The sequence below is a fragment of the Rossellomorea vietnamensis NBRC 101237 genome, from assembly GCF_001591825.1.
Lineage (GTDB): Bacteria > Bacillota > Bacilli > Bacillales > Bacillaceae_B > Rossellomorea > Rossellomorea vietnamensis.
This window is the reverse complement of the sequence record NZ_BCVQ01000023.1, coordinates 18,800-44,324: the sequence shown is the minus strand read 5'-3', so window position 1 is coordinate 44,324 and position 25,525 is coordinate 18,800. Positions and strand designations below refer to the sequence as shown.

19 protein-coding genes are annotated in these 25,525 nt (G+C 38.7%); 8 read left to right on the top strand and 11 right to left on the bottom strand.

All coding sequences use genetic code 11. The features are described 5' to 3' along the window. Positions 1 to 23: 23 nt before the first annotated feature. The 3 genes from BVI01S_RS12970 to BVI01S_RS12960 all read left to right on the top strand — a co-directional run bounded on the left by BVI01S_RS12970 (position 24) and on the right by BVI01S_RS12960 (position 4,091). A complete protein-coding gene (locus BVI01S_RS12970; RefSeq protein WP_156477329.1) occupies positions 24 to 1,688 on the top strand; it encodes a HEAT repeat domain-containing protein in 1,665 nt (554 codons plus the stop codon). A 12-nt stretch (positions 1,689 to 1,700) separates the two neighbouring features. Further along, entirely contained in the window at positions 1,701 to 3,083 is a 1,383-nt protein-coding gene (locus BVI01S_RS12965; RefSeq protein ID WP_061810475.1) for a coiled-coil domain-containing protein, read from the top strand. Between the two features lie 111 nt (positions 3,084 to 3,194). Then, positions 3,195 to 4,091, top strand: a complete 897-nt coding sequence (locus BVI01S_RS12960; RefSeq protein ID WP_061810474.1) for an HNH endonuclease — start codon at positions 3,195 to 3,197, stop codon at positions 4,089 to 4,091. Positions 4,092 to 4,480: 389 nt separating this feature from the next. On the opposite strand, the gene BVI01S_RS12955 is transcribed toward BVI01S_RS12960, so the two are convergent. The 3 genes from BVI01S_RS12955 to BVI01S_RS12945 form a co-directional block, all read right to left on the bottom strand. Then, the gene (locus tag BVI01S_RS12955) at positions 4,481 to 4,717 is read right to left on the bottom strand and encodes a hypothetical protein (RefSeq protein ID WP_244886938.1); all 237 of its coding nucleotides are present in this window, start codon (positions 4,715 to 4,717) and stop codon (positions 4,481 to 4,483) included. A gap of 29 nt (positions 4,718 to 4,746) precedes the next feature. Beyond that, positions 4,747 to 5,250, bottom strand: coding sequence for a hypothetical protein (locus tag BVI01S_RS12950; RefSeq protein ID WP_061810472.1), 504 nt, complete (start codon positions 5,248 to 5,250; stop codon positions 4,747 to 4,749). A gap of 252 nt (positions 5,251 to 5,502) precedes the next feature. Next, positions 5,503 to 5,946, bottom strand: coding sequence for a JAB domain-containing protein (locus tag BVI01S_RS12945; RefSeq protein ID WP_082804736.1), 444 nt, complete (start codon positions 5,944 to 5,946; stop codon positions 5,503 to 5,505). A gap of 737 nt (positions 5,947 to 6,683) precedes the next feature. Between BVI01S_RS12945 and BVI01S_RS12935 the strand changes: the two genes are divergently transcribed. Then, positions 6,684 to 6,998, top strand: a complete 315-nt coding sequence (locus tag BVI01S_RS12935; RefSeq protein ID WP_061810470.1) for a hypothetical protein — start codon at positions 6,684 to 6,686, stop codon at positions 6,996 to 6,998. Positions 6,999 to 7,491: 493 nt separating this feature from the next. After that, positions 7,492 to 9,843: a cold shock domain-containing protein gene (locus tag BVI01S_RS12930; RefSeq protein ID WP_061810469.1), complete on the top strand. Its 2,352-nt coding sequence runs from the start codon at positions 7,492 to 7,494 to the stop codon at positions 9,841 to 9,843. Positions 9,844 to 10,004: 161 nt separating this feature from the next. Here BVI01S_RS12930 and BVI01S_RS12925 read toward each other — a convergent pair whose 3' ends face one another. The 4 genes from BVI01S_RS12925 to BVI01S_RS12910 are packed head-to-tail and all read right to left on the bottom strand — an operon-like array spanning position 10,005 to position 16,592. After that, positions 10,005 to 13,160 (bottom strand): type I restriction endonuclease subunit R, encoded by a 3,156-nt coding sequence (locus tag BVI01S_RS12925; RefSeq protein WP_061810467.1) that lies wholly within the window; start codon positions 13,158 to 13,160, stop codon positions 10,005 to 10,007. Between the two features lie 23 nt (positions 13,161 to 13,183). Then, positions 13,184 to 14,416, bottom strand: coding sequence for a restriction endonuclease subunit S (locus BVI01S_RS12920; protein ID WP_082804735.1), 1,233 nt, complete (start codon positions 14,414 to 14,416; stop codon positions 13,184 to 13,186). Further along, the gene (locus BVI01S_RS12915; RefSeq protein WP_061810466.1) at positions 14,406 to 15,998 is read right to left on the bottom strand and encodes a type I restriction-modification system subunit M; all 1,593 of its coding nucleotides are present in this window, start codon (positions 15,996 to 15,998) and stop codon (positions 14,406 to 14,408) included. The genes BVI01S_RS12920 and BVI01S_RS12915 overlap by 11 nt, the downstream gene beginning before the upstream one ends. Positions 15,999 to 16,025: 27 nt before the next feature. Further along, positions 16,026 to 16,592 (bottom strand): restriction endonuclease subunit S, encoded by a 567-nt coding sequence (locus tag BVI01S_RS12910; RefSeq protein ID WP_061810465.1) that lies wholly within the window; start codon positions 16,590 to 16,592, stop codon positions 16,026 to 16,028. Positions 16,593 to 16,970: 378 nt separating this feature from the next. Between BVI01S_RS12910 and BVI01S_RS12905 the strand changes: the two genes are divergently transcribed. Beyond that, on the top strand, positions 16,971 to 17,495 hold the full coding sequence (locus BVI01S_RS12905) for a hypothetical protein (RefSeq protein WP_061810464.1): 525 nt from the start codon (positions 16,971 to 16,973) through the stop codon (positions 17,493 to 17,495). A gap of 242 nt (positions 17,496 to 17,737) precedes the next feature. Here BVI01S_RS12905 and BVI01S_RS12900 read toward each other — a convergent pair whose 3' ends face one another. From BVI01S_RS12900 to BVI01S_RS12885, 4 genes are all read right to left on the bottom strand, one after another. Next, positions 17,738 to 19,474 (bottom strand): GTPase domain-containing protein, encoded by a 1,737-nt coding sequence (locus tag BVI01S_RS12900; protein WP_061810463.1) that lies wholly within the window; start codon positions 19,472 to 19,474, stop codon positions 17,738 to 17,740. A gap of 13 nt (positions 19,475 to 19,487) precedes the next feature. Next, positions 19,488 to 21,638, bottom strand: a complete 2,151-nt coding sequence (locus BVI01S_RS12895; protein ID WP_061810462.1) for a GTPase — start codon at positions 21,636 to 21,638, stop codon at positions 19,488 to 19,490. A 384-nt stretch (positions 21,639 to 22,022) separates the two neighbouring features. After that, positions 22,023 to 22,424 carry a hypothetical protein gene (locus BVI01S_RS12890; protein ID WP_061810460.1) on the bottom strand — a complete coding sequence of 134 codons (402 nt, stop codon included), beginning with the start codon at positions 22,422 to 22,424 and terminating at the stop codon, positions 22,023 to 22,025. A gap of 1 nt (position 22,425) precedes the next feature. Then, positions 22,426 to 23,247, bottom strand: coding sequence for a toll/interleukin-1 receptor domain-containing protein (locus tag BVI01S_RS12885; RefSeq protein ID WP_061810459.1), 822 nt, complete (start codon positions 23,245 to 23,247; stop codon positions 22,426 to 22,428). A 111-nt stretch (positions 23,248 to 23,358) separates the two neighbouring features. Between BVI01S_RS12885 and BVI01S_RS23290 the strand changes: the two genes are divergently transcribed. Together BVI01S_RS23290 and BVI01S_RS12880 are read left to right on the top strand one after the other, a co-directional pair. Then, the gene (locus BVI01S_RS23290; protein ID WP_369690888.1) at positions 23,359 to 23,496 is read left to right on the top strand and encodes a recombinase family protein; all 138 of its coding nucleotides are present in this window, start codon (positions 23,359 to 23,361) and stop codon (positions 23,494 to 23,496) included. A gap of 184 nt (positions 23,497 to 23,680) precedes the next feature. Beyond that, entirely contained in the window at positions 23,681 to 25,465 is a 1,785-nt protein-coding gene (locus BVI01S_RS12880; protein ID WP_061810458.1) for an ATP-dependent nuclease, read from the top strand. Positions 25,466 to 25,525 lie beyond the last annotated feature (60 nt).

The following is a 25,525-nucleotide window of genomic DNA, read 5'->3' as shown; positions in this document are numbered from 1 at the left end:
GTATCCTGCAAAAACTAACAGAGATGAAAAAAGAACTTCCAAAAAGCGAATTGTTATATGAGAAGGACGTTTTTAGTAAAGAAGATGAGGAGCAAATTCAAGAAGAATTGCTGAGACAAGCAGAAAAAGAAGAGGAGGGTGATGGAATAGATGATGACTTTTTTTCGTCGTTATCCGGACCATCACAAGAAGATGGAAACGAGAAATTAGTAGAAGTCCTTTACCTTGGACGAATAGGCTATGTGGACATTTCATTTGAGAACTTAGACGAAGATATGGATGAAAGAGAATACAGGGAGATTCTGAAATCATTGGAAGTGATGGCATACAACGAGGATGTTCAAATGCGAAGAGACGCTTCAAAGGAAGTGGAAAAATATGGGGAAAAAGCAATTACGGTTATCTTTAGAGAATGCCGGAAGTTCGACATTTCAGATGAACCAAGAAAGAATGAACTTGTTCATTTGTTAAGTCGCCTGACAGCAAGAAGTTATAAGGGTCGCAAAATCATGAAAGCTGTCTTGGAAAAAGCCAACAGTTCACAGCACATTGCGCTATCCATTATGGGTGCTGGGGCCGTTCGAGAAAGCGAGGCGGTACCGTCCATACTGAAACACATGGCGACACCTGATTTCTTTTCAATAGGGATGGAATCTTTGCTGAAAATTCGTGATATTAATAGCGTTGATCCTCTCATTCAATTAATCATGAATTTAGACGGGAAGCGTAATGACCTAATCGATCAAGCTATCCATCTAGCTCCTCGCTTTTCAGATTTTGGTCCCGAAGCAGTAAAACCCGTCTTTGATGCATATGTAAATAATCAAAAGAAATCGGTCCGTCCTATTTTGACTAGGGCCCTACGTTCTTTTAAGGAAGATGCAATACCGGTACTTTCTGAGGTTTTAAAAACAGAAACCGATGATATGAAACTCACTCCTATATGCATCACTCTTGGTGCATTGAAAATGCCCTTCTCCACAAACTTACTGGTTGAAGCATTTAAAAAGTATCCGGCTAAAAGAGTAAGCATCATCCGGGGGCTCAGTCACACAAGAGACCTTGCAGTCCTACCGGTATTGATAAAAGAATTACAGACAACACCTGATATCAGGATGAAACAAGAATGTCTAAGAGCTTTGTCCTATCTCTCAGATGCTGACAAGAGCTTGATTCCCATTGTAAAGCCCTATTTGAATGAAAAGAGAAACCGACTTTATTTAGATGCCCTTAACTGCTTGGTACGCTTAGGCGATCAGGAAGCGTTTAATAAATTTGTAGATATTTTGATTCACGGGGAAGAAGGGGAGCAATATGTTCTCCAAAAGCATTTACCTACAATGTCATTCACATTGATTGTCAAAATGGCTGAAAAAATGCTCACATGTCCGGATGATAAGGCCATCCTTCTTGTATCAGCCTTACAAAACGCGAATATGCTTCCTAGAGAGGTTGGACCGATCCTACAGAAAAAACTGAACCAAAATCCAATCCCTGCATTAAAGTTGGAAATCTATCGACTGATCGGAAAACACGTAAATAAAAAACGTGAGGTCTTATCGCAAGATGTTCTATACCAAGCCAAGCAGGAGGAAACGAATCCTCGCGTGGTAAGGGAACTAGATCAAATAATTGATAACATGAGAAAAGAAAAAGGACGAATCTCAACAATCCGTGAATCAGTATAGGGGGAATGTCAGATGGCTGGTAAAACAAGAAAAAGAAATGGAAGTAAACTAAAACGATTTCCTTACATTGAAGTAGAAGGAGTAGAGAACCGTTATTTAGATGCTGCTTTAATGCACAGTTGCGAAAGTGATGGAGCACTTGAATACTCTTTATCTGACGAGACTAAGTTGCTTAAAAAATCGGGTATCACTACCCAATCCCTCAAGATGAAACAATATACTCAAAAAGAGTTGATTGCATTGGTTTCCCCCCACTTATTAGAAAGTTATGATTACTATAACTTTCTGGCTAATATGTGGGAAAACATCCTGAATAAAACGATTAATTATTACTTTGATGATGATTATGTGGACTTCACATTGGAAGACTGGCAGAAAGAAATTAGTAAACTAGTGGAAGATGAGGACATGCCCATATTTGCTGCTATCAACACCCTTAGATTCTACAAAAATGGAGAATTGAAGGAATTAATCAAACCCCTGCTGAATGAGCCGTATCATGTTATACATTTCTATCGCGAAACGGGGATCAAAATGGAAGAATTTGATATTAATTGGGATGAAATTAATGAGCCTGCACTTGAGGAAGCATTCACGTTGGAAGAAGAACTGGAGGAAAAGGCATTGGTTAACCGTTCACCAGAAGATACCCTTAAGATGGCAGCCAAGATGATATTAAGTGTCTCTAGCCATGTTTCAGGCTTAGAGGAGGTAGAAGAATATAAAGGGATGTATGAGGCTGAAAAAGAACAGGTCCTAGATCTACAACGACAAGTAGACGAGCTGACCACAGCCCTGAAATCACGAGATTCAAAAATAAAATCGTTATCAAAAGACAACCGGGCACTGGCAAAATCAGTGGATTCACAAAATGCGAAGCTTGACCTTCAACAAAAAGAAGTGGGCCGCCTGGGTGGTCTGATAGGGGAAGTCCGAAAAGAAAAAGAGGAATTCGAGCAAGAAAATTCTATTTTAAAGCGAAAAGTCAACACCTTAGAAAAAGATTCAGCTTCCATCACTCAAAAAGTAACCAAAGAACTCACAAAAGAGTTCAATAAAACATCTCTTCATATACAAGATACTCATGAAGAGAATACAAGATTTCTAGAGAATCAAATCCAAGAATTGCAGCGTACTCTTGAGCAGGAGCGCTCGAGTAGCAATGAACTGTCCTCACAACTCGAGAAGACAAAGGAAGCTTTGAGCAGTAGAGAAGCTGACTTGGCCTTCGTTGAAAGCGAACGGAATGAATTATTTGAGAAATTGAACAGCATGCCGGTTAATCGTGATAACGGTAAAAGCCGTTCTGATAAGGAGGACGACTTATTATTTGGCTTTAATGAACAGGATATTGAGGACTTTGTTGAATTCGATAACAAACCAACACGAAATTAACCTTCATTCACTCAATGATCTTTTTGGAGAAGGGGAGAACGGGGACTCCTCCCCCTCTCCATTTCTTCACTTTGATAATTTATTAATTGAAACGAGGGGAAAGTGTAAAACATGGTCATATTCAGAGGTCTTGCTAAAACAACCAATGTACTGGTAGGAGGGGCGGCTAAAACGGGAGTCACTCTCATTAGTAAAGCTGTCTCATCTAAACACGAGAATGCAGGTAAGTATGTAGGGGATTTAGGATTCAGTATCATCAATGCTTCAAAAAGAACTCTTGAAAGTGGTGGACAGTTCACGGATGGTGCCATTAGAGCTGGCTATGGACTCGTAAAAAAAGACGAACACTCAAAGCAACAAGGATGGCATGACATAAAGGATTCTACAGGACGGACAGTAAAGGGGATAGGCTCTAGTATTAAGTATACCGTGAAGAGTACCGGAATGGCCTACAGTGGGTTCAGAAGCCATAATAAAGAGCAAATGATGGAGGGTTTTAAAAATCTAGGGAAAGTGGCTGCAGTGACCACTTTCGCAGTAGGGATCGTCGATCTTGTAGATGGGGTTGATATTGCTGAGGCAGATGGAATTGAAACAAGGAATGACCACTTGAACGGATTCGAACACGCTGATACCCATGTACCTTTTGAAGCGAAGGTAATTGAACTTCCTAACGGTGAAGTGGTGGAAGGTACCTTTCCTGTATTCGAATCTGATTTTAGTGTGGTGTTGGCTGAAGACGCATATTTAGCAGATGATTACACTCATTTCCGTATAGCGAATGATACATTGTATCAATCAATCCTACAAGATCCAAGTCTAGTTGATAAACTTGGTCTGAATGCAAATGATGTAGAAGCCCTCTCATACAATGAAACCCCAGAGGGATATGTTTGGCACCATTCCGAGGAACCAGGAGTTCTTCAACTTGTAAATGAAGATGTTCACCAGGATACGGGTCACACAGGTGGACGAACACTTTGGGGCGGTGGAAGCGAGTATCGATAAAAGTTTGTTTGACCTCACATCAAAAATACCCTCAAATTCAGGTTAAATATTTTATCAATCAAAGAGACAACATTAACAATAATACATATGTCATTGTTAATGTTGTTATATTTTTAAACACTATTTTCTTCGATAGTACAAGCATATAATACCCTCTTCAAACACTTAATTATTGTTCTACCGTTTTAACAGTATGACCTTTATAAAGATAAGATCCATTCATGTTTGATTCTACTTCAGGCAAACACTTCATACAGTAGTAATTCAAATAATGATTGTTTCCCCAACGCACTTCAAAACCACTCGGGAAATTTTTTCCGCAATAATGACAAAGCAATGTATCACCTTCTACCTTTATAGTGTAATCATTTTGATCTTTCCTGTTGCTATCAATCACTTAACACACGACTTTTAGAAATTTTTCTATAGAGGGCAATAACCTTGCGATTTTCTTTTTCCCACTCTTCGTCTCTTAGCATAGGAATCGAAAACTGCCCTTCCATTTCCGTCATGAGACGGGATAATTTCGTTGTCTTCACCTGCTGCGACTCATCCGAAAACATAATCTCTTTATATCGTTTGTTGATGTCAGAGAGCGTCACTGTAAATCCTCCGTTCCGTTCCAAATTCCCCTTAGCATTATACGTGGTTACTACTACTGTGCCTGACCCACTCGAATCTTCTCTTGTTCTTCGTAGTTCTGTACGGTCTCCTTGGACCAATACTTGATCCCACCTACGACTAGATCAGGCTGTGGGACCTTCCCTCGTTCAAAATATAGATTTAACTTCTGACGATCATACCGAAGCCCTTGTTCGCTTAAGTAGTCGGCAAACTGACTCATGCTTTTATAATCCGCACCCTCTCGAATCAAGGAATACGTTGGTTTCTGGATCAAATACGTATCCCTCCGGAAGTATTCCGTCATCAACTCCAGGGCAAATTCAAGCCACTCATTATCAAGATGACGATACAGCAAGCCCATATTAAACGTCTCATTTTCCGGATCTTCAAAGAACCACACCAACTGTAAAAACGTTGCTTGCACATCATCTAATCCCGTCAACGCTTCATGGACTTGCTGCCTGTTTTCAAAAGCGTGCACTTTGTCCTTAAGAATAGGGAATGTCTCAAGTATTCGACGAGTTGCGTTTTTCATGATTTACCCTCCTGTATACTTTGTATACACACCATGCCACACTTTGTATACATTGTATACTTGAATGACTTCCAAAAGAAGAAAATCCCCTTTTATTTCAGACCAAAAATAATATTATTGTAAATATCATTAACCATGACATATATGTTATGGTTAATGATGTTTTATAAATTTTCTATAAATGTAAGTCTATATACAAAGAGAGGGGCCTTAGAAATCTCTTCAAAAAAAGGGAGGAAGCCCCCCTTTCCTTTATAAGTGTCCTTTTTCTTTCATGCTGTAAAATTCAGCGCTCGCATTAACAATGACGTGATCCAGAACGTCTATGCCTAAGATCCTCCCGCATTCAACGAGTCTCCTGGTTACGTCGATGTCTTCCCTTGAAGGAGTCACGTCCTGGCTCGGATGCTGATGGCTGACAATGATGGAAGCACTGTTGTTTAAGATCGCAGACTTGAACACCTCCCTTGGCATCACGATGCTGGCATTCAGTCCCCCCACGTGGCAGCGATGCACCGCCACGATACGATTTTTCGTATTGAGACACATCACGAACAGTACCTCACGATCTTCGTCGCCGATAAAATGTGCCGCGACATCAGCTGCATCCTGTGGCGATCTCACCACAAATGTGTCTGTAGCCTCCACTTCCTTGATCACTTGTTTGATGCTTACCACTTCATATACTTTTTCCATTGTTCATCTCTCCTTTCGTTTGAAAGGACCTGAACAATTCGCGCAAACAGGGGGAAGGGCGCGCTCACGAAGAAGCGCGCTTGCCAGCCAGGGGTAGCCACATCCCATGCTTGACGGGATGTGGCGTTAGAAATCGAGGAGAGCCCAATGACTTAGGGACCGTTAGAAAGGGCTCTTTCCTTTCTTATGGTCCCTTAGCCTACTTGGCTTGACCGATTTCTTTCCCCTGGCTCCCGCCCTTCCCCCTGTCATAAGCGAAGTTGTTACACTGAAGAGAACGAAGGAAGGAGAAGAACACTTCACCCCCTGGCGTCTGAAAAGACCCGAAAGGGGCAGACGCCTGACGACAAGGGCTCGATGCCCGAAGTCGTTACTCGAATGCGATTTTTTCCCCTCTGCACAAGCAGGGGGAGAAAAAGAGCAAACTGGATCGATGCGTAAGCGATATGCAGTCGATTTTATGGGGGTTCGATGCCCCCATAAAACCGTCCGTTTCTTTCAGAAGCCCTTCAGATAAGGGGATAAGAAATCGCCAGATGAAGGGCGTATGGCATGAAGGCAGAGCCAAAGGCCATCGTCTTGCGAAGGCTCGATGCCTGAAGCAAGGCGACGTTTCTCTAGGAGAAACAGACGATTTCAACAAAATGGAAAATGATTAAAAATTACATAGGAAGTTTAATAAGAATGTCGAATTTAACTTTATAAATGGAATCTCAAAATGAGGGAGTGGAAGAAAAGTGGTAAAATTAATAACAGTGAAAAAAGCAGAGGAAGAAATTACTCGCCTGCAGGAATATATTGACCTCGTGGAATCTTACGAAGTGAACTCACTGGATTCGTGGATCATTAAAGAATATGCGACTACCAATAGCATGAAAGAAATCATTAAAAAGGGAACTGCAGCAGGTATGATTCAACAAAACGGCGAGCCTGTCGATCATTCGTATGTGGTGTCTGTGATTAATGGGAAAGCTTCGGACAAACTTCATCGTTTGATAAAGTCTGGCTATAGGTTAAGGATAAAACCAAGTCAAAAAGCACCTAAGAAATAACTTTTATCATATTAACTTTCATTTTCAATGTTTCAGTTGAAAAGTAATACGATAATTTTTATTTTTACAAAAAGTCGTTTATTAAGTTGGGTGTTTAATAAAAATACCCATCTTTTTCCAAAATTCCAACCAAGAAAAATCTGATTAGCCTATCACATGTGGAAACAACCGTAGTGAAACAACATGAAATGAATAACAATAATTATAATGTATATTTCATTGTTGTTATTAACATATGTTAATTTAGAGATTCCCTCTTTTATTTCAGCAGGCAAAGTCACTCTTTTCCCCTAGTTATCTCCTTCCCAAAATAGAGCTTCTCAATAATCCTTTAATACTTATCAAAACAGTATAGAAAGCAGTTGTTACCGCCGATAAATAGATTAGGTACGAAAAAATATAATTAAATATTATGTGAATCGAATACAGTCCTCTATCGTAAAACACGAGACAGTAAACTATAGAAGCTTATATTTTAAGGAGATCATGAAAAATGGATACACATACATTGGAAGTAGGACTTATTAAATGGTACGGCGGATATAATGCACAAAAAGAAAAAGAAAATAAATTTGGTTTTGTAGAAAGAAGCAGGCCGAATGAAGATCTTTTTATCCATGAAACAAACTTGCTTTGTAGCCCTGATAAGCTAAATGAACGGACAGTGGTGGTTTTTGAAGTACGACAAAATAGAAAATCAGGTAAAAACGAAGCAATAAAGGTAAGACAGCCAGATTTTACTCAACCAGAGGATTTACAGGTTTGTGCAAAAAGTGAACATTTGCAAATTTGGCTTCCAGCTATCACTCAGTTGATTGAACAGCTAACAACTCCAGACAAGGAAACAATAGAATTCATTTACAAAAAATTTATGGCAGTGCATGCAGATGGCTTTGATCTTGATAATTTAGTAGAAAAAATCCCTGATCAGATTTTCTTTGTTTATCAAAACTTTATAGATTTTTTGCCGGTTGAGCGATACTTAAAAATCAGTTCAGTAATCTATGATCGCTCCGATGATGACATTGCCAAAAAGCAGATATCAGAGAAGATCAGCAGCAAATTAAAAAATCAATATCGTCATATTCATTCATTTCAAAATAATTGGTATGAACTTTCTTCAAAGGAAGTGGGAGAAATTGAATGGCGTTCGGATGATTACAAAAAAGACATTTGGGACAGTCTTCCCTTTTCATTAGTAACAGATCAAGAGATCTGGATATATGTACCGGACCATAAGAAGTATTCTATTCTACTCAGACGGCTCAATCCATCCATTGATAAAGAAGATTATGATTCAGTTTTTGATAGAGTGGTCGAAACAGCGAAAAACGCTCGGAGTCATGAAACCCTGCCTGAAGGACTAAAAGGGTATAAAAGGATATTTCCTTTTTTAAATAGCATAGACCAAGTGGAAACTGGTTGGTCATCAATTAATGATTATTGGGACTTAATGAACCGTGATGCCAAGATCAGAGCCGTATTTCGGGCGGCAAAAGAAGATCGGAACTTAAAGATTAGGGATTATCTTCAGACTGAAAAAGATTTACTCGTCAAAGCCGTATTATTATTGTTGGGAAGAAAGGTCGGAGAATCTGCGCCGTTAGAGCAAGTCCATCATTGGATAACGGAATATATCACCGAGGCCGCTTGGAAATCTACTGAACCTTTGGATCTTGGTCCGATACTGCCAGGCTGTTCAGTCTTGTCAAATGTGCAATATTGTGAAGCCAGAAGATGGCCAGGCGGAGATGGTGGCTGGAAAACAAATGATAAAGGGCAGGAGATAGCCTATTGTCCAAGACAGCACGGCCCCTGCGTCGTAAACATCAACCAGAGCTTAAGAGGAGCACACGTTAATGGGTTGCCGGACATTAGCTGGGACAAATGGACGTTGACGGATTTTTTTGAATCCCTTGGCGTTAATCCTACTTCTAATAGCCTTAATCGCAATGATACTTACCTGCTGAAAATTGCCGGGTGGGTGAATCGCTTAAATGAAATCAGGGAACGAATGAAATGTGAACATTGTGGAAAAACGCTTATCCCAGATAAGAAATATGCGTTTAATCCTGCTGGCTATAACAGCACCGTCGCTAGATGTCCGGACGGGCACGGCACTGGTGTTTACTTTAACCATTGTTCGAATAAAGATTGCAGCCACATCATCGACAGCAGAGAAAGCTCTAACAAATTTGACAGGTATTATATCTGCATCCTGTGCGGTGATATCCCGAGGTACTCAAGAATAAGTTTTAGTGAGGAAGATCCTTTTCATCATGCTCCCCCATTCACCCCGGGTGACATTTGTCCGAAATGCGGAAAGAAGAAGATGCTCAACCTAACTGAGAACGAGGATGTTAGGGTATGCAGTGATTCAACTTGTAACCATCATATTTATTTAAAAGGAAGGAAAACAAAAAAGATACCAACCAATAGGCTACCGGTTAAAACAAAGAATTATGTACCATCCCTGAATAGAGACAGGCACTCTGTCGTTAATGAGATTGAATTAGACGATCTACCATGGCTACCTAATACTGAGAGTGAAGCAGTCACCTTTCCGGGGCCAACTGTTTCTGAGATTCAATTAGACAATCACCCTTGGCTTCCTGCTCCTGAGCGTAAATCTCATAGTCTAAAGCCGCAAACTGTTACTGAGATTGAATTAGATGATCTACCATGGCAAACGATTACTGAGGATGAATTCTTAGATTCTGTTGCATTATCAGGTGCCCATTTCGCCGCTGTACCAAGTTTCAGTCAGTCCTACCGGTGTGACATCTGCGGAGGAGTCGTCGCTAATGATATCTGCACAAGCTGTATGTTTGACTGGGATAGTTGATAACATTCATTTACTTGAACATACAAAGAAGGATAGCTAATTTATACAGCTGTCCTTCTTTGTATTGCGTATTATTCAGCTAGAAAATTATGAAACTTTCAGATGCTAAAATGCTAAAAATCGCCTGACGCTCTCCCTTTAGGCCAGTTTAGTTCTCATTACTATCTCAATTCGTCGCCTAAAGGAACAATGACTTCATCTAGGGTTTTTCTCCATTGACGCTTCATTTCTGGTCCGTATTTTAATGGTTTTGCGTCTGGGTGTACGGCTTTATATTGATCAAATCGCTTGCTGTTGATGATCCCGCCAATGTTTGGGATTGGATCTGAGCCGGTCTCATATTGAACAGCAGAGGAGTGCAGCTCATTTTCTTCTACAAACCAGGTGTTCGCGAAATCTTCAATCGCTTTTTGATAGGTTTGGGTGAAGAAGCGTCTTTTCACTGCAAAGATATCTTCTTTTATATCAATCTCTTTGGAATCAATGCCATTTAAAATGGTATGGTACACGTTTTTCACGATATCTGATTTATTCAGCTTTTGAAGGGCTTTTTCGATCTCGTCACGGATTCCCTGATTATTGGCGGAATACGTTTCCAGTAGACGGTCGATATAGGTGGAGTCTATATCATAGATTTTAATCGCATTTTCTCCATAAAACTCGATGCCCGAGAAATCAGGGTTCGCTCCATCACCACCTTCTTCTACCAGCGATCCTTTCACCGTGTTGTACACCCCAATATACTCTTCCAGGGTCTTCACCTGTTCTTGAAGGGCTTTGGATTTCTCCATCTCATCGTTGTAGTCGTCATAAGTCACTAACGCTTCAAACGCGTTATTCAGCTCTTGAAAGGCTGTGACGAATTCGATTCGTTTTTCAAGGGATGAATGCTCATCAATATCGGTAGGGTTTGGCACTAGGGTTTGCAATGATTTGTGTGCCTTTTTAAAGCGTTTTTTGGATTCATCGTATGTCGGATACACCAGCTTCGATTCATCATTTTCATTCGAGTATAACTTTGTCGCGTCCTGCACGTTCCGTTCCATGGTGGAAGGTTTTCGGAATGTGACGATCAATCCCTTTGATTTACCGGGATAGGTTCGATTCGTACGGGAGAACGCTTGAATCAAGTTGGCATAGCTTAAGTTCCGATCGACAAACAACGTCTGGATGGTCGGGGCATCAAACCCCGTCAATAAACGATCCACCACGATCACAAGGTCGATATGCTTCCCAAACTCCTTGAACTCTGCTTTTTTACGGGCCAGGCGGTTATTGATATCCCCATTGTATCGTTCGATATCTTCAATCGACCAGGCTGTATCATAGTAACCATTGTACTCTTTGATGATTTGTTTCATTTCATCTTGCGTCACTTTTGAGGTTTCCTCATTTTCCTGTAACGAATAGGTGATCGCAATTCGAGGGAAGTCAGGGTCTTCTATCGTGCGTCCTTTTCGTATGGGGTGACCCGCAAATTCATTTTTTATCCAATCAGGATCTTTTGTTATTTCTTTAATACCATGATAATATCGCTTGGCCATATCAATAGAACTTGTGGTTAAAATGGCGGATTTTTGAGGTCGGCCATTTTCAAAATCAAATTTCGTGTAGGCGTTATCCGGACGAAGGATCTTTCGGATCACCCCCTTGATATGGTCATCGTTTTCAAACAACGTGTTTGGAATATACGTTTCTTTTTCTATTCCATCCATCCCATCAATCATTTCGTTAAGCTCATCGTCCGTATTTTCTGCGTATTTTTCATTCAGGCGCAGCTGGTCCAAGATATGACCATACAAGGAAATCGATTCTATCGTATCTTCGTGTTCGACCTGGAATCCTAATACCGAACCATCTTCTAATGCATTTTTAATGGTATAGGTATGAAGGATTTCTCCATATTGGTCACGAGTAGTCCGGGCCAATTGACCCTTAGCCTGCTTTTTATTTTCATTGAAGATCGGCGTCCCCGTGAATCCAAACCATGTTGAGTTCGGAAAGAATTCTTTGATGGCTTCCATTCCTTCTGCACTTAACGCCCGGTGGCATTCATCCACCACGAATACAATATGCTGACCGATCAATTTCTTAAAACGTTTAGAGCCGTTCTTTTCCTCTTGTTTTTGAGCAAAGCGTAATGCAGCCTCAAGCTTTTGGCGCGTCGTGATAATGACGGTATTAGAATTGCTGTCGGATAGGAGGGTCTCACTTAACTTCTTTGAACTTTCCGTTCCCACAATTAAGCTGTTGGACTTCGCCGTACCGGACGAGATGCCCGTATTAAACTCGGAGGCGAATTTGGTGAACTCGGTTGTCGTCTGATTGTCCAAGTCTTTCCGGTCAATGATCATGATGGTGCGATCCACACCCGGTTTACGAGCTAATAGCTTCGTCGACACAAAGCTCGTGAGCGTTTTTCCTGAGCCCGTCGCATGCCATACGAATCCAGACTCGTGTTTCATCGCTGATGTGAATAGGGCTTCAATGGCGTGAATTTGATACGGATGCAAGACCATTAATGCTTTATTGTCCTGATCTTCACTGACGATTGTATAATTGGCAATCAGTCGATGCGCATCCGGGATATTTAAGACCTGTTTGACGAATTCATACAGATTTTCTACTTTTCGGTTATCCGTCGTGCGCCAGCTAAACACGAATTTCTTGTGCATGTCTTTTGGCATCGCATTGGCAAAATAGCGCGTTGTCTGTTCATTTGAGATCACGAAGAGCTGAAGCGTTGAAAAGATGTTGTTTCGAAACATCCCTTCCTCCGCGTATTTCTTGATTTGATTGTATGCCTGGAATACACCGTCTTTGGCACTTACCTGTTTCAATTCAATCTGAACAATCGGAAGCCCATTGATTAATAGGGTCACATCAAACCGGCGATTACGACCATCCTCATTTACCTTTTGTTTCGCGATCTGATGGACAATTTCGTATGTAGAGATACCGCCACCGATGTCCTGATTCGAATACAGCACCAATGACATGGAGCCCAGAGATACATCATCGCGTTCAATCGTAATGCGTGCAATTCCGTTCTCTCCCTTCAGCCATCTGGCAGCGTCAAAGGGTGTCTGGGTTTTCGAAAGCAACTCGGTTTTAATGGCCTCAAACTCTTTATCCGAAATGGGGTGTTCCCCTATTTCAGATAAGTTGTTTCGCGTAATGATCTTGCGTAAGTTCTTCCAAAGGTCTTTTTCCGACTTTAAGTCCGGGCGATAATTCCACTGATTATGCCCTTCTCCGAGTACTTCAATCAATCGACGTTCCACTGCCAGTTCATCACTGTGAGCGATTTTAGTCACATTACTCCCTCTTTTCCATCCGCTTAAACAAACATCTTTTGCAGGAATGTTTTTTTCGTTTCTTTTAAGGCATCTAATTCACGTTGATAAAGAGCGATTGTATTGTCTAATTGTTTGAAGAGAGCACCTATTTTCTCCTGCTCTTGTTTGTTTGGTGAGATAATTGTCAGGTCTCCTACTTGCTGAAGAGATAAGTTAGGTTGTGCTCCTACCGTTGGGTTTTTTCTAATATAATCTTCTACAAATTTCCCTTTTAAATAAGTAGCTATAAAATCAACATTTCCTTCTTTTAACCGAATAATTGCCAATGCTTGGTTTGTATTTGCTGGAAGCATATCATCATCAACAATAGTTACTCTTCCTAACGTCCCAGCAATCGAGAATAAGATATCTCCAGTTTCTAACTTAGACCTCTTTAAATATCCATCATGTTCTTCTTTTGAAATTTTTGAAGTAATCGATACAGCACCTGAACCTGAATCAATGTTTTCTACCTTTATAAAGTTAATATCTCCTATGTTACTCTTATCCTTCGGTGTAGTTCCCTTTGTTATTAGTTTTGTTATATCGCTTAATTTCCGTTGTTTCCATTCTCCGGTAAATCCTTTAAACCGTACCTCGGGCACTAACTTCTCTTTTTTTGGAAACATCTTTTTTAAAAATTCTTGTTTGGTTTGTTTGAGTGTAGCTAGTTCTTTCATATAAAGAGCAATCGTTGCATCTAACTTTTCAAAAAAATTACCGATTATTGTTTGCTCTTCTCTTTTTGGAAAAACGAGATTAACCTTTTTTAAATCTGAATTATGTAAGTGAACTACAGATTTCCCTTGTGCCCGCTTACTTAATTCTTTTTGCTGCTCACCATTAGAAATAGTCAAAGCTAAGAATATTGGGTCGATTTCATTACCTGGTCGTATAATATTTAAATCTCCACCCAATATTACTCCTGGTACACTTACAAAGGACGCTCTAGAGATGTCTTCAGATGTTTCTCCGGAAGATGGCACAATTACTTCATTACCTTTACTTATTACAGATTTTTCTTTTATTTTTGTGAAAGTGTCTACAGCTTTAATTACCGTCTCGTACTTAGTATATAAACGACCGTACAGAATAATAGAATTACCTTCATCAGTCAAATCACTTTTTGAATATCCATTACCTTTTGAAAAATTAGCTATATCTCCCAACTCACACTGATTCCAATTCCCAAAGAATCCAGGAAATCTAATTTCTGGTTGTTGATTACTTCTCACGATTAAACACCTCTAAAGCACCCTTAATCCATTCTGCATTTTCTTCATCATATTGAAGTGAAGAAATCATGTCATACAGGCTGGATTCCAGTTCTGCTTTTTCTTTTCGAATCTCTTTAATACTTGCTCCAATCGCAGCCATATCCACCGGTTCTTCTTCCTCAAACGTATCGACGTATCGAGGGATATTTAAGTTGAACTCATTCTCTTTGATTTCATCAAAGCTTGCCACGTGGGCATATTTCTCCACATCCTCTCGATTTTGATACGTTTCCACAATCTTATCCAGATTTTCTTTTGAGAGTTTGTTTTGATTTTTCCCTTTGATAAACTCTTTACTGGCATCAATAAAGAGGACATCGCGCGTTTCACGATTTTTCTTTAGTATAATGACTGTTGTTGGAATGGACGTTCCAAAAAATAAGTTTCCTGGCATGCCAATCACCGCATCGATACTGCCGTCTTCCAACAGCTTCTTCCGAATGATCCCTTCCGCAGCTCCACGGAACAATACCCCGTGTGGCAGGACAATGGCCATCGTTCCGGAATCCTTCAAGTGATAGAACCCGTGTAAAAGGAAAGCAAAGTCTGCTTTTGATTTCGGTGCTAACTTTCCGTAACGATTGAAGCGAGAATCATCTAAAAACGTATTATCTGCCGACCATTTGGCGGAATACGGTGGATTCATCAACACCGAATCAAAGGTATAGGGCTCATCTGTCGGCCAGTCCTTGTTCAGTGTATCCCCATTTCGTACACGCATATCTTCTTTATTCACCCCATGCAAAATCAAGTTCATCTTTGCCAGGTTGAAGGTGGTGGTGTTCAATTCCTGACCGTGATACTTCACGCTGTCCGGGTAGTTGATATAATTCCGGATATTTAGCATCAACGAACCCGATCCCATGGTGGGGTCAAATACGCTGAACAACTTTTTGTCTTCCTGGCCCATTGCCGCAATACGTGCCATCATATCCGATACTTCATGAGGCGTGTAGAATTCTCCTGCCTTCTTTCCAGCTTCTGAGGCAAATTGACTGATCAGGAATTCATACGCATCCCCGATGACATCGCCGCCATGTCCCATCAAGTCCACATGATTGAGCTTTTTTAGAACTTCTGTAATGGTGATGTTTCGCTGCTGATCATCCGAACCTAATTTTTTGGATTTTAGATCGACATCATCGAATAGCCCATTAAATTGATCATATTTGGTTGCCAGATCCATAAAGGCTTTATGTAAGTCCGTTAATTGAAACGTGTTTTGTTTCGCCTGATCGGCTAATACATTAAATAAGTGTCCTGGCGCAATATCATAGCCGAGTGTATCGACTAACGTTTCGGTCAAATCACCTTTGATTTCTTCGTCTTCATACAGGCCCCTGTATAATTGCGTTTGTTTTTCCTGGGTGTCGTATTCTTCCAGCGATTCATCGGCTATGACGACCACTTTTTCCAGTAGTTTATCGGATAGATACTTGTAAAATATCAATCCCAATAAATAGTTTTTGTATTCGGAGGCATCCATCTTGCTTCGCAAGTTGTCTGCGGCACTGAATAATTTTTGGTTTAACGTTGCCATGTTGTATCCCCACTTCTTTTTATTAGTCTAGTGATCTAGTTTTCTCAACATTTCTAAATACAGCTGTTCTTCCAGTTTCGCCTGTTGCTTAGCCAACGCCTGCTGCTTTCTTAAATAAAAGTACGCTTTTCCAATGGTTCGCTGTTTCTTAAGCGTTGGTAGCTTGATTTCCAACTCTTTTAATATGGATGGTGTCAGTTTCGGCACCGTGCTTCCTTGCATCGAGATGGCCATTTGTTTTTTCATTGAATGTGATTCGTTCAATGCATAACATAAGTAGCTGCTGTCCAAACCATCATGTTCAATCATGAGCTTCGCAAAGTTTTGGTTGATGATTTTACCTTGATTTACGTCACTCACTATCCCGGCTTTAGAACTTACAAAGCTGAAAACAATATCTCCAGCAAGGCTTAAATAGCCATTTTCATCATTAGAATTCACACTACCATTAGTAGCTTTTGAGTCTAGAAATAATCCATCTAGATCCCTGATTAGATCCTCGTATGAATAAGCCACTAACGTGAAATCACCTTTCTCGTTTCCTCTGGAAAGGTTTCTGCCGATTCTAACGGTTACCACATCTTGAAGTTTCATATCCCGCCCTCTTTTATGTATTTCTTTGGAATTACTTTTTTGAGTACGGGTACATCTTATCACTTTGCGTGTGATGCGGTCAATGATTTTGTTGTAATTTGAACGAATTACATAATGTTAAATGTTTTCAAATGTATATAAATGATGACAGATAGCATAAGTACAGTTTTAAATTGTCGTTGCTAACGAGAAAAGTACAGTATACTTAGAATTGGAAATTAACTTAACAGCAAGAAATCACTAAGACTCTGTATGACTTCAGCTCCCAAAAAATAAATACTTGAGAGGAACATTGAAATACACTTCAATTTCCCCTGCAAGTAAAGGGGAAATTATTTGTTACTATTCTTTTTATCAACTTAAAGTGAGGGGTAAAGATTGAAGAAATTATTCTATATCTTTCTAGGAATTGTGGCAGTCATATGTACTGTGATTGGAGGTGTATTGCATGTCTTTAATATATCAATACATGATAAATATGTAGAAAAAATAATGAATGATCCTAATTTTCAAGTTTATATTGAAGAGGATAAAAACGATAATTACAAGTATGATTATCAGATTTCTGTAGAACGCCATGATGATACCTGGCCTTCTCCACTCGATCATTCTGGAGAAAGCGAGTTAATATACCCATACACTGTATTCATCGATGTTAACAAAGATTTTAAAACTATTGATAAGGAAACTCAATTTGAGTTAGTAAAAGGATTGTCTCAGTACCTTAAAGGAGTAACAGTTGGTAAAGGCTTTATGCATAGTGGATACTATTATCAAATAGCCTTAAGATATTTTGATCCAGAGAAAATTAATACCGCAAATCCTCTTACAGAGTGGAGGATGGACGTGTACGATACAACAAGACTAAATGGATTTACAAAAGAAGAGTGGGTAAATGATTAAAAAGCCTTTCGGTGAAGAAAGCTCCATAAAACTCAATTAGGTACAACATGTTGACTATATTATAGGTAGGGATAAAACGGAGAGAAGAAAACACTCAATAAAATACTCGGAATTATTTAATGTATCAGTTTGATATGCGTTCACTCTATAAAGTCATTATTAGCGTGACTTATTAGTTGGTGAATCAAAAAATGAATCTTTATTAGATTCATTTTTTGATTCACCCTTTACTTATATAACGATTATCCTATTTTTGGGATCATCTCTCGTATCCTTTTCAGTAAGATTTCCATTTGTGTGAAGGACTGTTCTTTGGATGCTTCTGAATGACGAATTTGTTCCTGTTGTTGTTCAATTATTATTAGCTCATTATGAAAAAACGGCATGATTGCTTCTTCGATATTTTCTTCAAATTCTACTCGGATTTCCTTTGCGACCTTACGAAATTCAAATCGTAGATCCGCGCGTGCTTCCCTTAGCTGCTGCTCATGCTTGGTCTCATCATATTCCTCTTTGGCTGCAAAAAACACGTCTAGGACAACCCCAACAATTGAGATGATTGGACCAAGCTTATTGACAAATTTGGTTAGCTTCGTTGCCCCCCATGGTTTAAACTTCACTCCGAATTTCTTTACTACCTCAACAATGGTATCTTTAGACACCTCACCCGCGAATTTCCCCAATTGTTGAAGGGCATCCGGCGTCTTTCCTACAATAGAATGGGTTTTCTTTCTTTCTGATATGTCCCTTTCTGAAATCGAAGGTCCCTTGGCTCCTTTTGCAAAAAACAATTCAAGGGTTGCTTTTCCTAAAGAGGAGTCTTGGAGATTTGCTAGTTCTTCCTGCAGAAGTTCCAACTCCTTTTCTATTGAAGCCTGAACTTTTTCCAGGGTTTTCATGGAGTCTGTTTGAATCTTCTGTTCTGTTTCCTTTAAAGCATGATTAATTTCGTCTGCGCCATGCTGACCGTCTACCTTTCCAGCTACCTGTTCTCCTGCCATGATAACTTGATGCTCCAATACATTTAGTTCTCCTTGGATATTATTATGGAGACGAATCTTCGCAGAACGAATCAGACTTGCTTTTCTTCTTAAAAGTTCGAGAAGATCCCTCTCCCCTTTATTGTCCGTACCCAAATGATTTAGGGATTTTTCAAGTACCTCAGCTCCCCTGTGCAGTGGAGTCACTAGTCTTGCCGTCAACTGATTCGCCGCAATCAGTCTTTCCAAAGATGCTATAAAGCTGTTGAAATTTGATTTTTCCTCGAGATATTCCTTTTCTTCCACGTCTTCCTCTTCTAGTTGCGCCTCAAGATAATAGTTGGCGTCAACAAATGAGGTATAGAAATCACTTGGATGATACGGGTCAATTACTTCCAGGATCGTTTTTTCTAGAATTTCAGGTGTTCCAACTTCACGGCTCATCTTGTTGATTACCAACATCATTTGTCCGCTGCGTTGCATATCAAAAAGCAATTTCCTGAAAAGCGCCCCTCCTTCAGGATTAAATAGTTCATTGGATACTACAAACACCAATAAATCGGATTTTGAAATTTGGTCCAACGTTTTTTCATCGTGATCTGTGCGGCCAGCATATATACCCGGGGTATCAATGATTTCTACGTTCTCCCACTCATACTTTTCTGCAGCATCTGTCATGATTTGGGCACCGACATTAAGTCTTTTATTCCCAACTTGATAAACCTGTACAAGCTTCTGTTCGTTCTCTATCGTCTCATATTTTTTATGTACGAATTTAGCCCTTGTCAATGAAGCAATCGTAGATGATTTACCCGCGTTGTATTGACCAATAAATGCAATTCTAAGTTTCTTCTGTTGTCTTTCCTCTTCTAGAAAAATCTTAAATTCAGAAGCTATTTCTTGTATTTCATCTTCCTTCCACTCAGAGAGGATGCTAATCACTTCTTCCAAAAGGAAATTTATTTCTCGGGTATGTTTTGAAAAATCCAATTCTTCCATTATGAAAACTCCTTTAAATAACTTCTATTTTCATATTACAAAGCTTTTGGGCAAGGCGTATATTCATTCCATGCTTTCCAATAGCTAAACCTTTTTCTGAACTAGGAATGGTTACTTGAGCAGTCGTTTGATCATTGTTATAAATAATCTTGACCTGATTCGCATTGATTTTTGCTGGATAGAGGGCTTTGGCCACCAGTCCTCGAGTGTCGGATTCATTACTTAATAGTGTGATATGCTCTCCACAAATCTTATCAAGTTGAGTCTTGGTGAACCCATCTAAATACCATTCTGAAGGGACAAGGATTTTAGTGGCTATCCCCTGCTCTCTGGCAATGCTTTTAAGCTGAGCTGGCTCACACATAACACCTTCAAACTGTAACAAGTGGGTAAATAAATGCCGGTTCATCTTCTCTATTAATCTGTCCAATTCTACTGCTGTCTCTTTCAAATGATCAGACACCAAAAACAAAGCCCCAACGTAACTTTGTACCTTGGTAATGATTTCACTTTTTTCCGTTTTTGAAATATTTTCATTAAAATGCGCTTGATAGACGTCGATAGTCTTCTTTTCCATTTTTTTTATGTGCTCAAGCAGACTTTTCCTTGCTTCGCTTTTGGCCTTTGTTAGTTTCTTTGATTCATGATTTTTTAATATACCACTGAAGATTCCGGCTACTGCACTGACCCCCAGGAGGGCCCAGCCGACAGGATTCCAAATATTTGCTGTTCCAATGAAAACGGCAGTTGAAATGGCTCCTACGGTAATGCCACCCCACTTAACAATTTTACCCATTTGTCCTTTTCGGAAATCTCCCATACTTCTTTGATCAAACTGAATGGATTTCATATCGTATTCATACTGTCTTGTAAATTCCGTTAAATGTTTTTGAAGATCACTGTAAATTTCCTTCATGTGATTATTCATACTAGATTCAATGTGCTTGCTTTTTTCCTTAAGTTCATTTTCAAGCACAGATTGGGCTTCTTTTTTGCTTATATATTCTTCAACAAAATAAGGAATCCATTGATGAAGAGGAGCATACAGTTTATGTGCGTTGTGTTCGATTCTCTTATTGCTTTCCGGGATAAACTTATTAAAAAACTTACTTAGTTCCTCTTTCTTTTCCCTCATTAAAAAGGCCTGGGAGCGAATGATTTTCTGCTCTTCCCATAGCATCTTTTTAATCGTATCGACAAAATGAATGGTACTATCGTAAAAGGTAAGAGCCCGTCTGTGTTTTCCACTCCGGTTGACTTCCTTATGAATTCTGTCATATACCTCATCTAACATGCTTGCTTCCCAGAGATTTTCTGAAACTTCGTTCATCTCTTCCAAAGTACTCAAGAATGCTGATTGAGCATGAATCCAGATTACGTCAACATGATTGATATTTAAGTGTTTTTTAACATAACTCCGAATATGATTACGATGTTCACCCAGACGTTCGGTGTTGAAAATCTTTTCAGGTTTCTTCAGAAAACGGCGAATTTCTCTTTCATCAGGATTTCTTGTCTCTGGGTTTAATAGATTATGTTTCACATTCATGACCACAATGAAGGTCTTGTTCAGCTCTTGAAGCTTGCTCATTTCATCGAATTCTCCCGGTTGAACAGCGTCGTCTGAGGTAAGAAATAAGATCATATCCGACTGATCAAGGACCTGATGTGCCTTTTCAGTATCTTCATCTCCTTTGAATGCCTCAAAACCAGGTACATCGAGAAGCCTTAATCCATTCCAGTCGTATTGGAGAATATCCCTCGTTGTCCTCTGGGCGCCTTTTCCTATTGTTTCACCTGTTCCTCCAGTTAACGCTTCACGAATAGTACTCTTCCCTGCTTTGGTTCTCCCAAATAAAGAAAGCGTAAATGAATTAAGGTGCTTTTTTTTCTGATTTAAAGCATCTGTTAATTCAAATAATCCAGAACTTGTCTGATTTCCAATATTATCAACTAAGGTTTCGAGCATATAGGAAAAATCGAAATTCTTTGAATCAGCATCAGAGTTCAAGGAATTGGATGTATCGTTCAGTTTTTCTTTAAGGTCCACTAATATATGTTCAAGCTCATGTTTGAAATTCAAATTTTCTCTATATACTTCTTTAGCTACAGTAGAACATTCCTTAAGTGTGTCCGATGTTTTATCAATAACTTTCTGTGTCATTAATTTCCCCTCGAGTAATTAGATTTTTCTTCCATTTTACCATACACATAAGGTTTATATCGGATAGTCTCTAATATCTATACAATATTTGACTTAATTAGTTTTAAGGAGTTGAAAGAAATGACTATGTCAAAAACCATGGTTTTTGATTAATCATTAAACGAGAACAAAATCACCTGATTTTTTTCCATTCTCTATGTCTTTACTCATACCAAAACTATATATCCAAAAGGTTCATTGTTGATTTAACAAGAGATAAGATATTCCATAGGAGGGAAAAAGTTTATGGCTAGGATAGGAACAATCAATTCTGGTCATTAGAAAAAAACAACCCACCACTGATTCGAGGGGTTGTTTTGTATATACTATCAAATCTCATTTTGCTCACTTGAAGAAACATATGGCAATTATCACAACGGTTAGGGTTGGCAGGTAAAATAACAATAAAGTATTCGAAAAAATTGCTGTCTCTAAACCTCCAATTTTCTCTTCGAATGGGGTCGCATCCAATGAAAAATCTATCTGATCATTATTGAGAGAGGCCACATGTTCGTACAATTTTACATAAAGATTTTCCTGGTAAATGAAATATCCATCTAAAAACCAAAAGAACCCAGATGGGATCAAGGCTAAAAACATAAAATGCGAATCCATTTCTTTAATGTTAGCAAAGGCCAACAATCCCACCACCAGCGTCACTGTCCATCCTTTTAAAAGAAAAGAATTTGATGCCATACGGGATATTACGTTCTGAATCATTTCAAGATGTCTGATTTTTCCTTCCAATTTATTCGATCCCCTCGGCCTCTGGTATGTTTACAAACTTATATTCTATCAATCCCTTTATATCGTAAAGGATATCTAACGCGTGTTCCGCGGAGAATATACCTCTCATACCGCCACGTCTTTTCCTCCAGACAGCCAAATCATGAGTAGAGAGGGGATTTAAATGATCAAGCTTTACGTCATAGACGATATCCAGTTTTTCAAACTTTAATTTACCGTGATACAGCGACTTCTCCAAATGTTTATGTCGTTCCGGAGTATTTTTGCGTAACAAATAGGAGGTATGAATTTCATTATAGATCCACGGTGATTTTGTTTTATTCTTTACGACATCACTGGTTGTAATGGAGTTCGGAGTGTTTATGAAAATGAGACACTCGGCTTTGTCCATCATTTTTGTCAATGCGTTTGATAGCATCATGTGTACATGACTTGTTGAAAAATTTCTTTTTCCGTAATCGTACATGTCCCCTTTTTCATTCCGGCAGTAGACATCGTCAATTTTCCTCAGGAGATTGTCTGCATATCCCCACACACAGGAATCGATAAATGCAGTCAATCCGAAATGCTCTTTCAACATGGCAGCAAATGCCATGGCAAGCTCTTGATCTCCGTGTGAGTGCGAAAGAAATATGTCCGCTTCAATCTCTGGGAACCAATCATTTTGCAATGCCGCCCCGTCAATGCTCTCATCATCCAATATGAAACTATCCAACTCTTTTTGGATGTACTTCTTCTGTTGATTGAAAAAAGATTCTCCTGCACCAATATATCCCGAAAGAAAGTCGTCATTCAATCCTTGTAAGTTAAATCCGGAAAACATAGTAAATCCCCCTTTTGTGGCCATAACGATTTGCACTTAAAACGTACCCTTTAATTGCCATCGTTGTCAATATAATACAAGATCGACATAGGAACAACCGCAGGGAAAGCTATGATTGGAATGCTTTCAGTACTTGCTGAATTTGAAAGGGATATTATTCGTGAACGAACAATGGCTGGTCTGAAGGCAGAAGCTGAATCAAGCATTAGCGATGTATCACTTTCAAAGAATGTCCGTGAAAGAAGTTAAAGAGGCTATCGGTGTGTGCGCTTCGACAATCTATCAAGCTATCAAAAAAGAAAAGGATATTACCCAGCTTTTTGAAGTGGGGACATACCTATATGTTACAATAGTGACATTACATTAAATGTAAATAATGTTATTCCAAAAGCGATTATAATATTTTGACATTCTGCAATTGGAGGTTTCATATATGAGTAGTATTCGGATTAGAGGAATACAAATTGAAAGTTATCGATCATTTGGAGAAAAGAAAAATATAATTTTCCCACAGGAGGACTACAAAAAACCCATTGCCATTGTAGGATATAATAATGCTGGAAAAACCAATGTACTTAACGCGATACTATATGGAATAACTGAGAAGTATGTTACCAAAAATACCTTCACTAGGGATGATTTTCATAACCGGAATTTTAATAATGTTCCAAAAATCATTACATATCTAGAGACTAGTGAAGAAATGAAAGCTGATGGGAAAACTGCGGATTTAACTGGGTATCATTTTTTAGATATTACCCTAGACGGTACTGAAATAGAAAGTGCGAAGGTCAACTCCTATAAAGACTATAAACAACAAGATAAAAATTGGAATGCATACGGAGCGTCAAAATACTATAAGATTTTCTATATTAACTTTCATGAAATTAAGAAGGAGATTTCCACCAAAAAAACAAGTTGGGGGAACCTTACTTCATTTCTTGCTAAACATATAAAAAGTATAGTGGATTCAGATAAAGAAATGTTTAAGAAGAAAAATACTTTTAAAGATTCTGTAAAGGAATCTACAGAAAATATCCTAAAAGACTCTCAACTGAATGATTTCATTAAAAAGATACAAATAAATTATTCAAAGAATCTTAGAGGGAATAATTGCAATATTGAATTCGGTTTACCTGAATATGAAGATATTTTCTTAGAGATGATGTTCAAAATCGGATTAAATGGTGATACATCTAATTTGGTTCCAATAGAACAATTTGGTGATGGTTACATATCGATGTTTGTAATGGCCGTAATACAAGCTATAGCAGAAACTAACGATGAAGATAAATGTCTTTTTTTATTTGAAGAGCCGGAAAGTTTTTTACATGAAAATCACCAAGAATACTTCTACAAAGTTGTATTGTGTGGGTTGGCGGAAAATGGTCATCAGGTTATTTATACTACTCACTCTGATAAAATGATTGATATTTTTGATACACGAGGCCTTGTGAGACTAGAATTTGATGAAAACAAGAAGCAAACAGAGGTAAAATACAATGAAGCTGATGATGAATTTCTATCAGATGTAATGGTATCCGTGGAGGAAGGTAATGAAGTCGTTGATAAATTGAAAGATTATAATAATTACATTAAGATAATAGAACCGAACTTAAATAAGATAATCTTCAGTAGGAAGGTTTTGTTGGTTGAGGGTCCAAATGACATGTTAGTATATAAAGAAATTATTAGAAAAAAAGTATTAGCTATAACAAAAGATTCTACGTTCGCCGATACTTATCTTAATTTTAATAATATCGCTATAATTCCTCATCATGGAAAAATAACTGCCTTGGTACTTGTTAAATTATGTAGACATTTAGGTCTTGAATTTTATCTAATTAACGATTTTGATTTTACTGATGATTTTATTAGTAAGCTAGATTTTGAAACCGAAGAAGACTACAGAAATAGCAAGTTTTACAAAGAGGAGATTTCTACAATCAAAGCCTTAAACTCAAAAGGTGAAGAACTAAGCGATCGAACGAAGAAAGCAATGATTACAACCAATTGGAGATTGATTAGAGAGGCTAAAAACAAACAGATTCATTTTAATTTACCGAAGTTAGAAGTCTTAATTGATTATAAAAAAAATGATAAAGATAGCACTGGGATCTGGGAAGCAATAAACAAACTAGAAAATTTTGACGAAAACTTAGTCCCGAATACTTTAATTGAATTTTTAGAAATAGATAAAGTAAGATCTGTTAGATAAACCCACTCTAATATAAAGGAGACCTGGTTATATTCAAGGTCTTCATTTTCTGGCTACCAA

What these genes read in the sequence shown, in the direction of transcription:
- BVI01S_RS12880 (WP_061810458.1), top strand. Translation starts at nt 23,681, where the DNA reads ATGAGTAGTATTCGGATTAGAGGAATACAAATTGAAAGTTATCGATCA.
- BVI01S_RS12970 (WP_156477329.1), top strand. Translation starts at nt 24, where the DNA reads ATGAAAAAAGAACTTCCAAAAAGCGAATTGTTATATGAGAAGGACGTT.
- BVI01S_RS12885 (WP_061810459.1), bottom strand. Translation starts at nt 23,247, where the DNA reads ATGTTTTCCGGATTTAACTTACAAGGATTGAATGACGACTTTCTTTCG.
- BVI01S_RS12950 (WP_061810472.1), bottom strand. Translation starts at nt 5,250, where the DNA reads ATGAAAAACGCAACTCGTCGAATACTTGAGACATTCCCTATTCTTAAG.
- BVI01S_RS12945 (WP_082804736.1), bottom strand. Translation starts at nt 5,946, where the DNA reads ATGGAAAAAGTATATGAAGTGGTAAGCATCAAACAAGTGATCAAGGAA.
- BVI01S_RS12960 (WP_061810474.1), top strand. Translation starts at nt 3,195, where the DNA reads ATGGTCATATTCAGAGGTCTTGCTAAAACAACCAATGTACTGGTAGGA.
- BVI01S_RS12915 (WP_061810466.1), bottom strand. Translation starts at nt 15,998, where the DNA reads ATGGCAACGTTAAACCAAAAATTATTCAGTGCCGCAGACAACTTGCGA.
- BVI01S_RS12910 (WP_061810465.1), bottom strand. Translation starts at nt 16,592, where the DNA reads ATGAAACTTCAAGATGTGGTAACCGTTAGAATCGGCAGAAACCTTTCC.
- BVI01S_RS12965 (WP_061810475.1), top strand. Translation starts at nt 1,701, where the DNA reads ATGGCTGGTAAAACAAGAAAAAGAAATGGAAGTAAACTAAAACGATTT.
- BVI01S_RS12895 (WP_061810462.1), bottom strand. Translation starts at nt 21,638, where the DNA reads ATGACACAGAAAGTTATTGATAAAACATCGGACACACTTAAGGAATGT.
- BVI01S_RS23290 (WP_369690888.1), top strand. Translation starts at nt 23,359, where the DNA reads ATGATTGGAATGCTTTCAGTACTTGCTGAATTTGAAAGGGATATTATT.
- BVI01S_RS12930 (WP_061810469.1), top strand. Translation starts at nt 7,492, where the DNA reads ATGGATACACATACATTGGAAGTAGGACTTATTAAATGGTACGGCGGA.
- BVI01S_RS12900 (WP_061810463.1), bottom strand. Translation starts at nt 19,474, where the DNA reads ATGGAAGAATTGGATTTTTCAAAACATACCCGAGAAATAAATTTCCTT.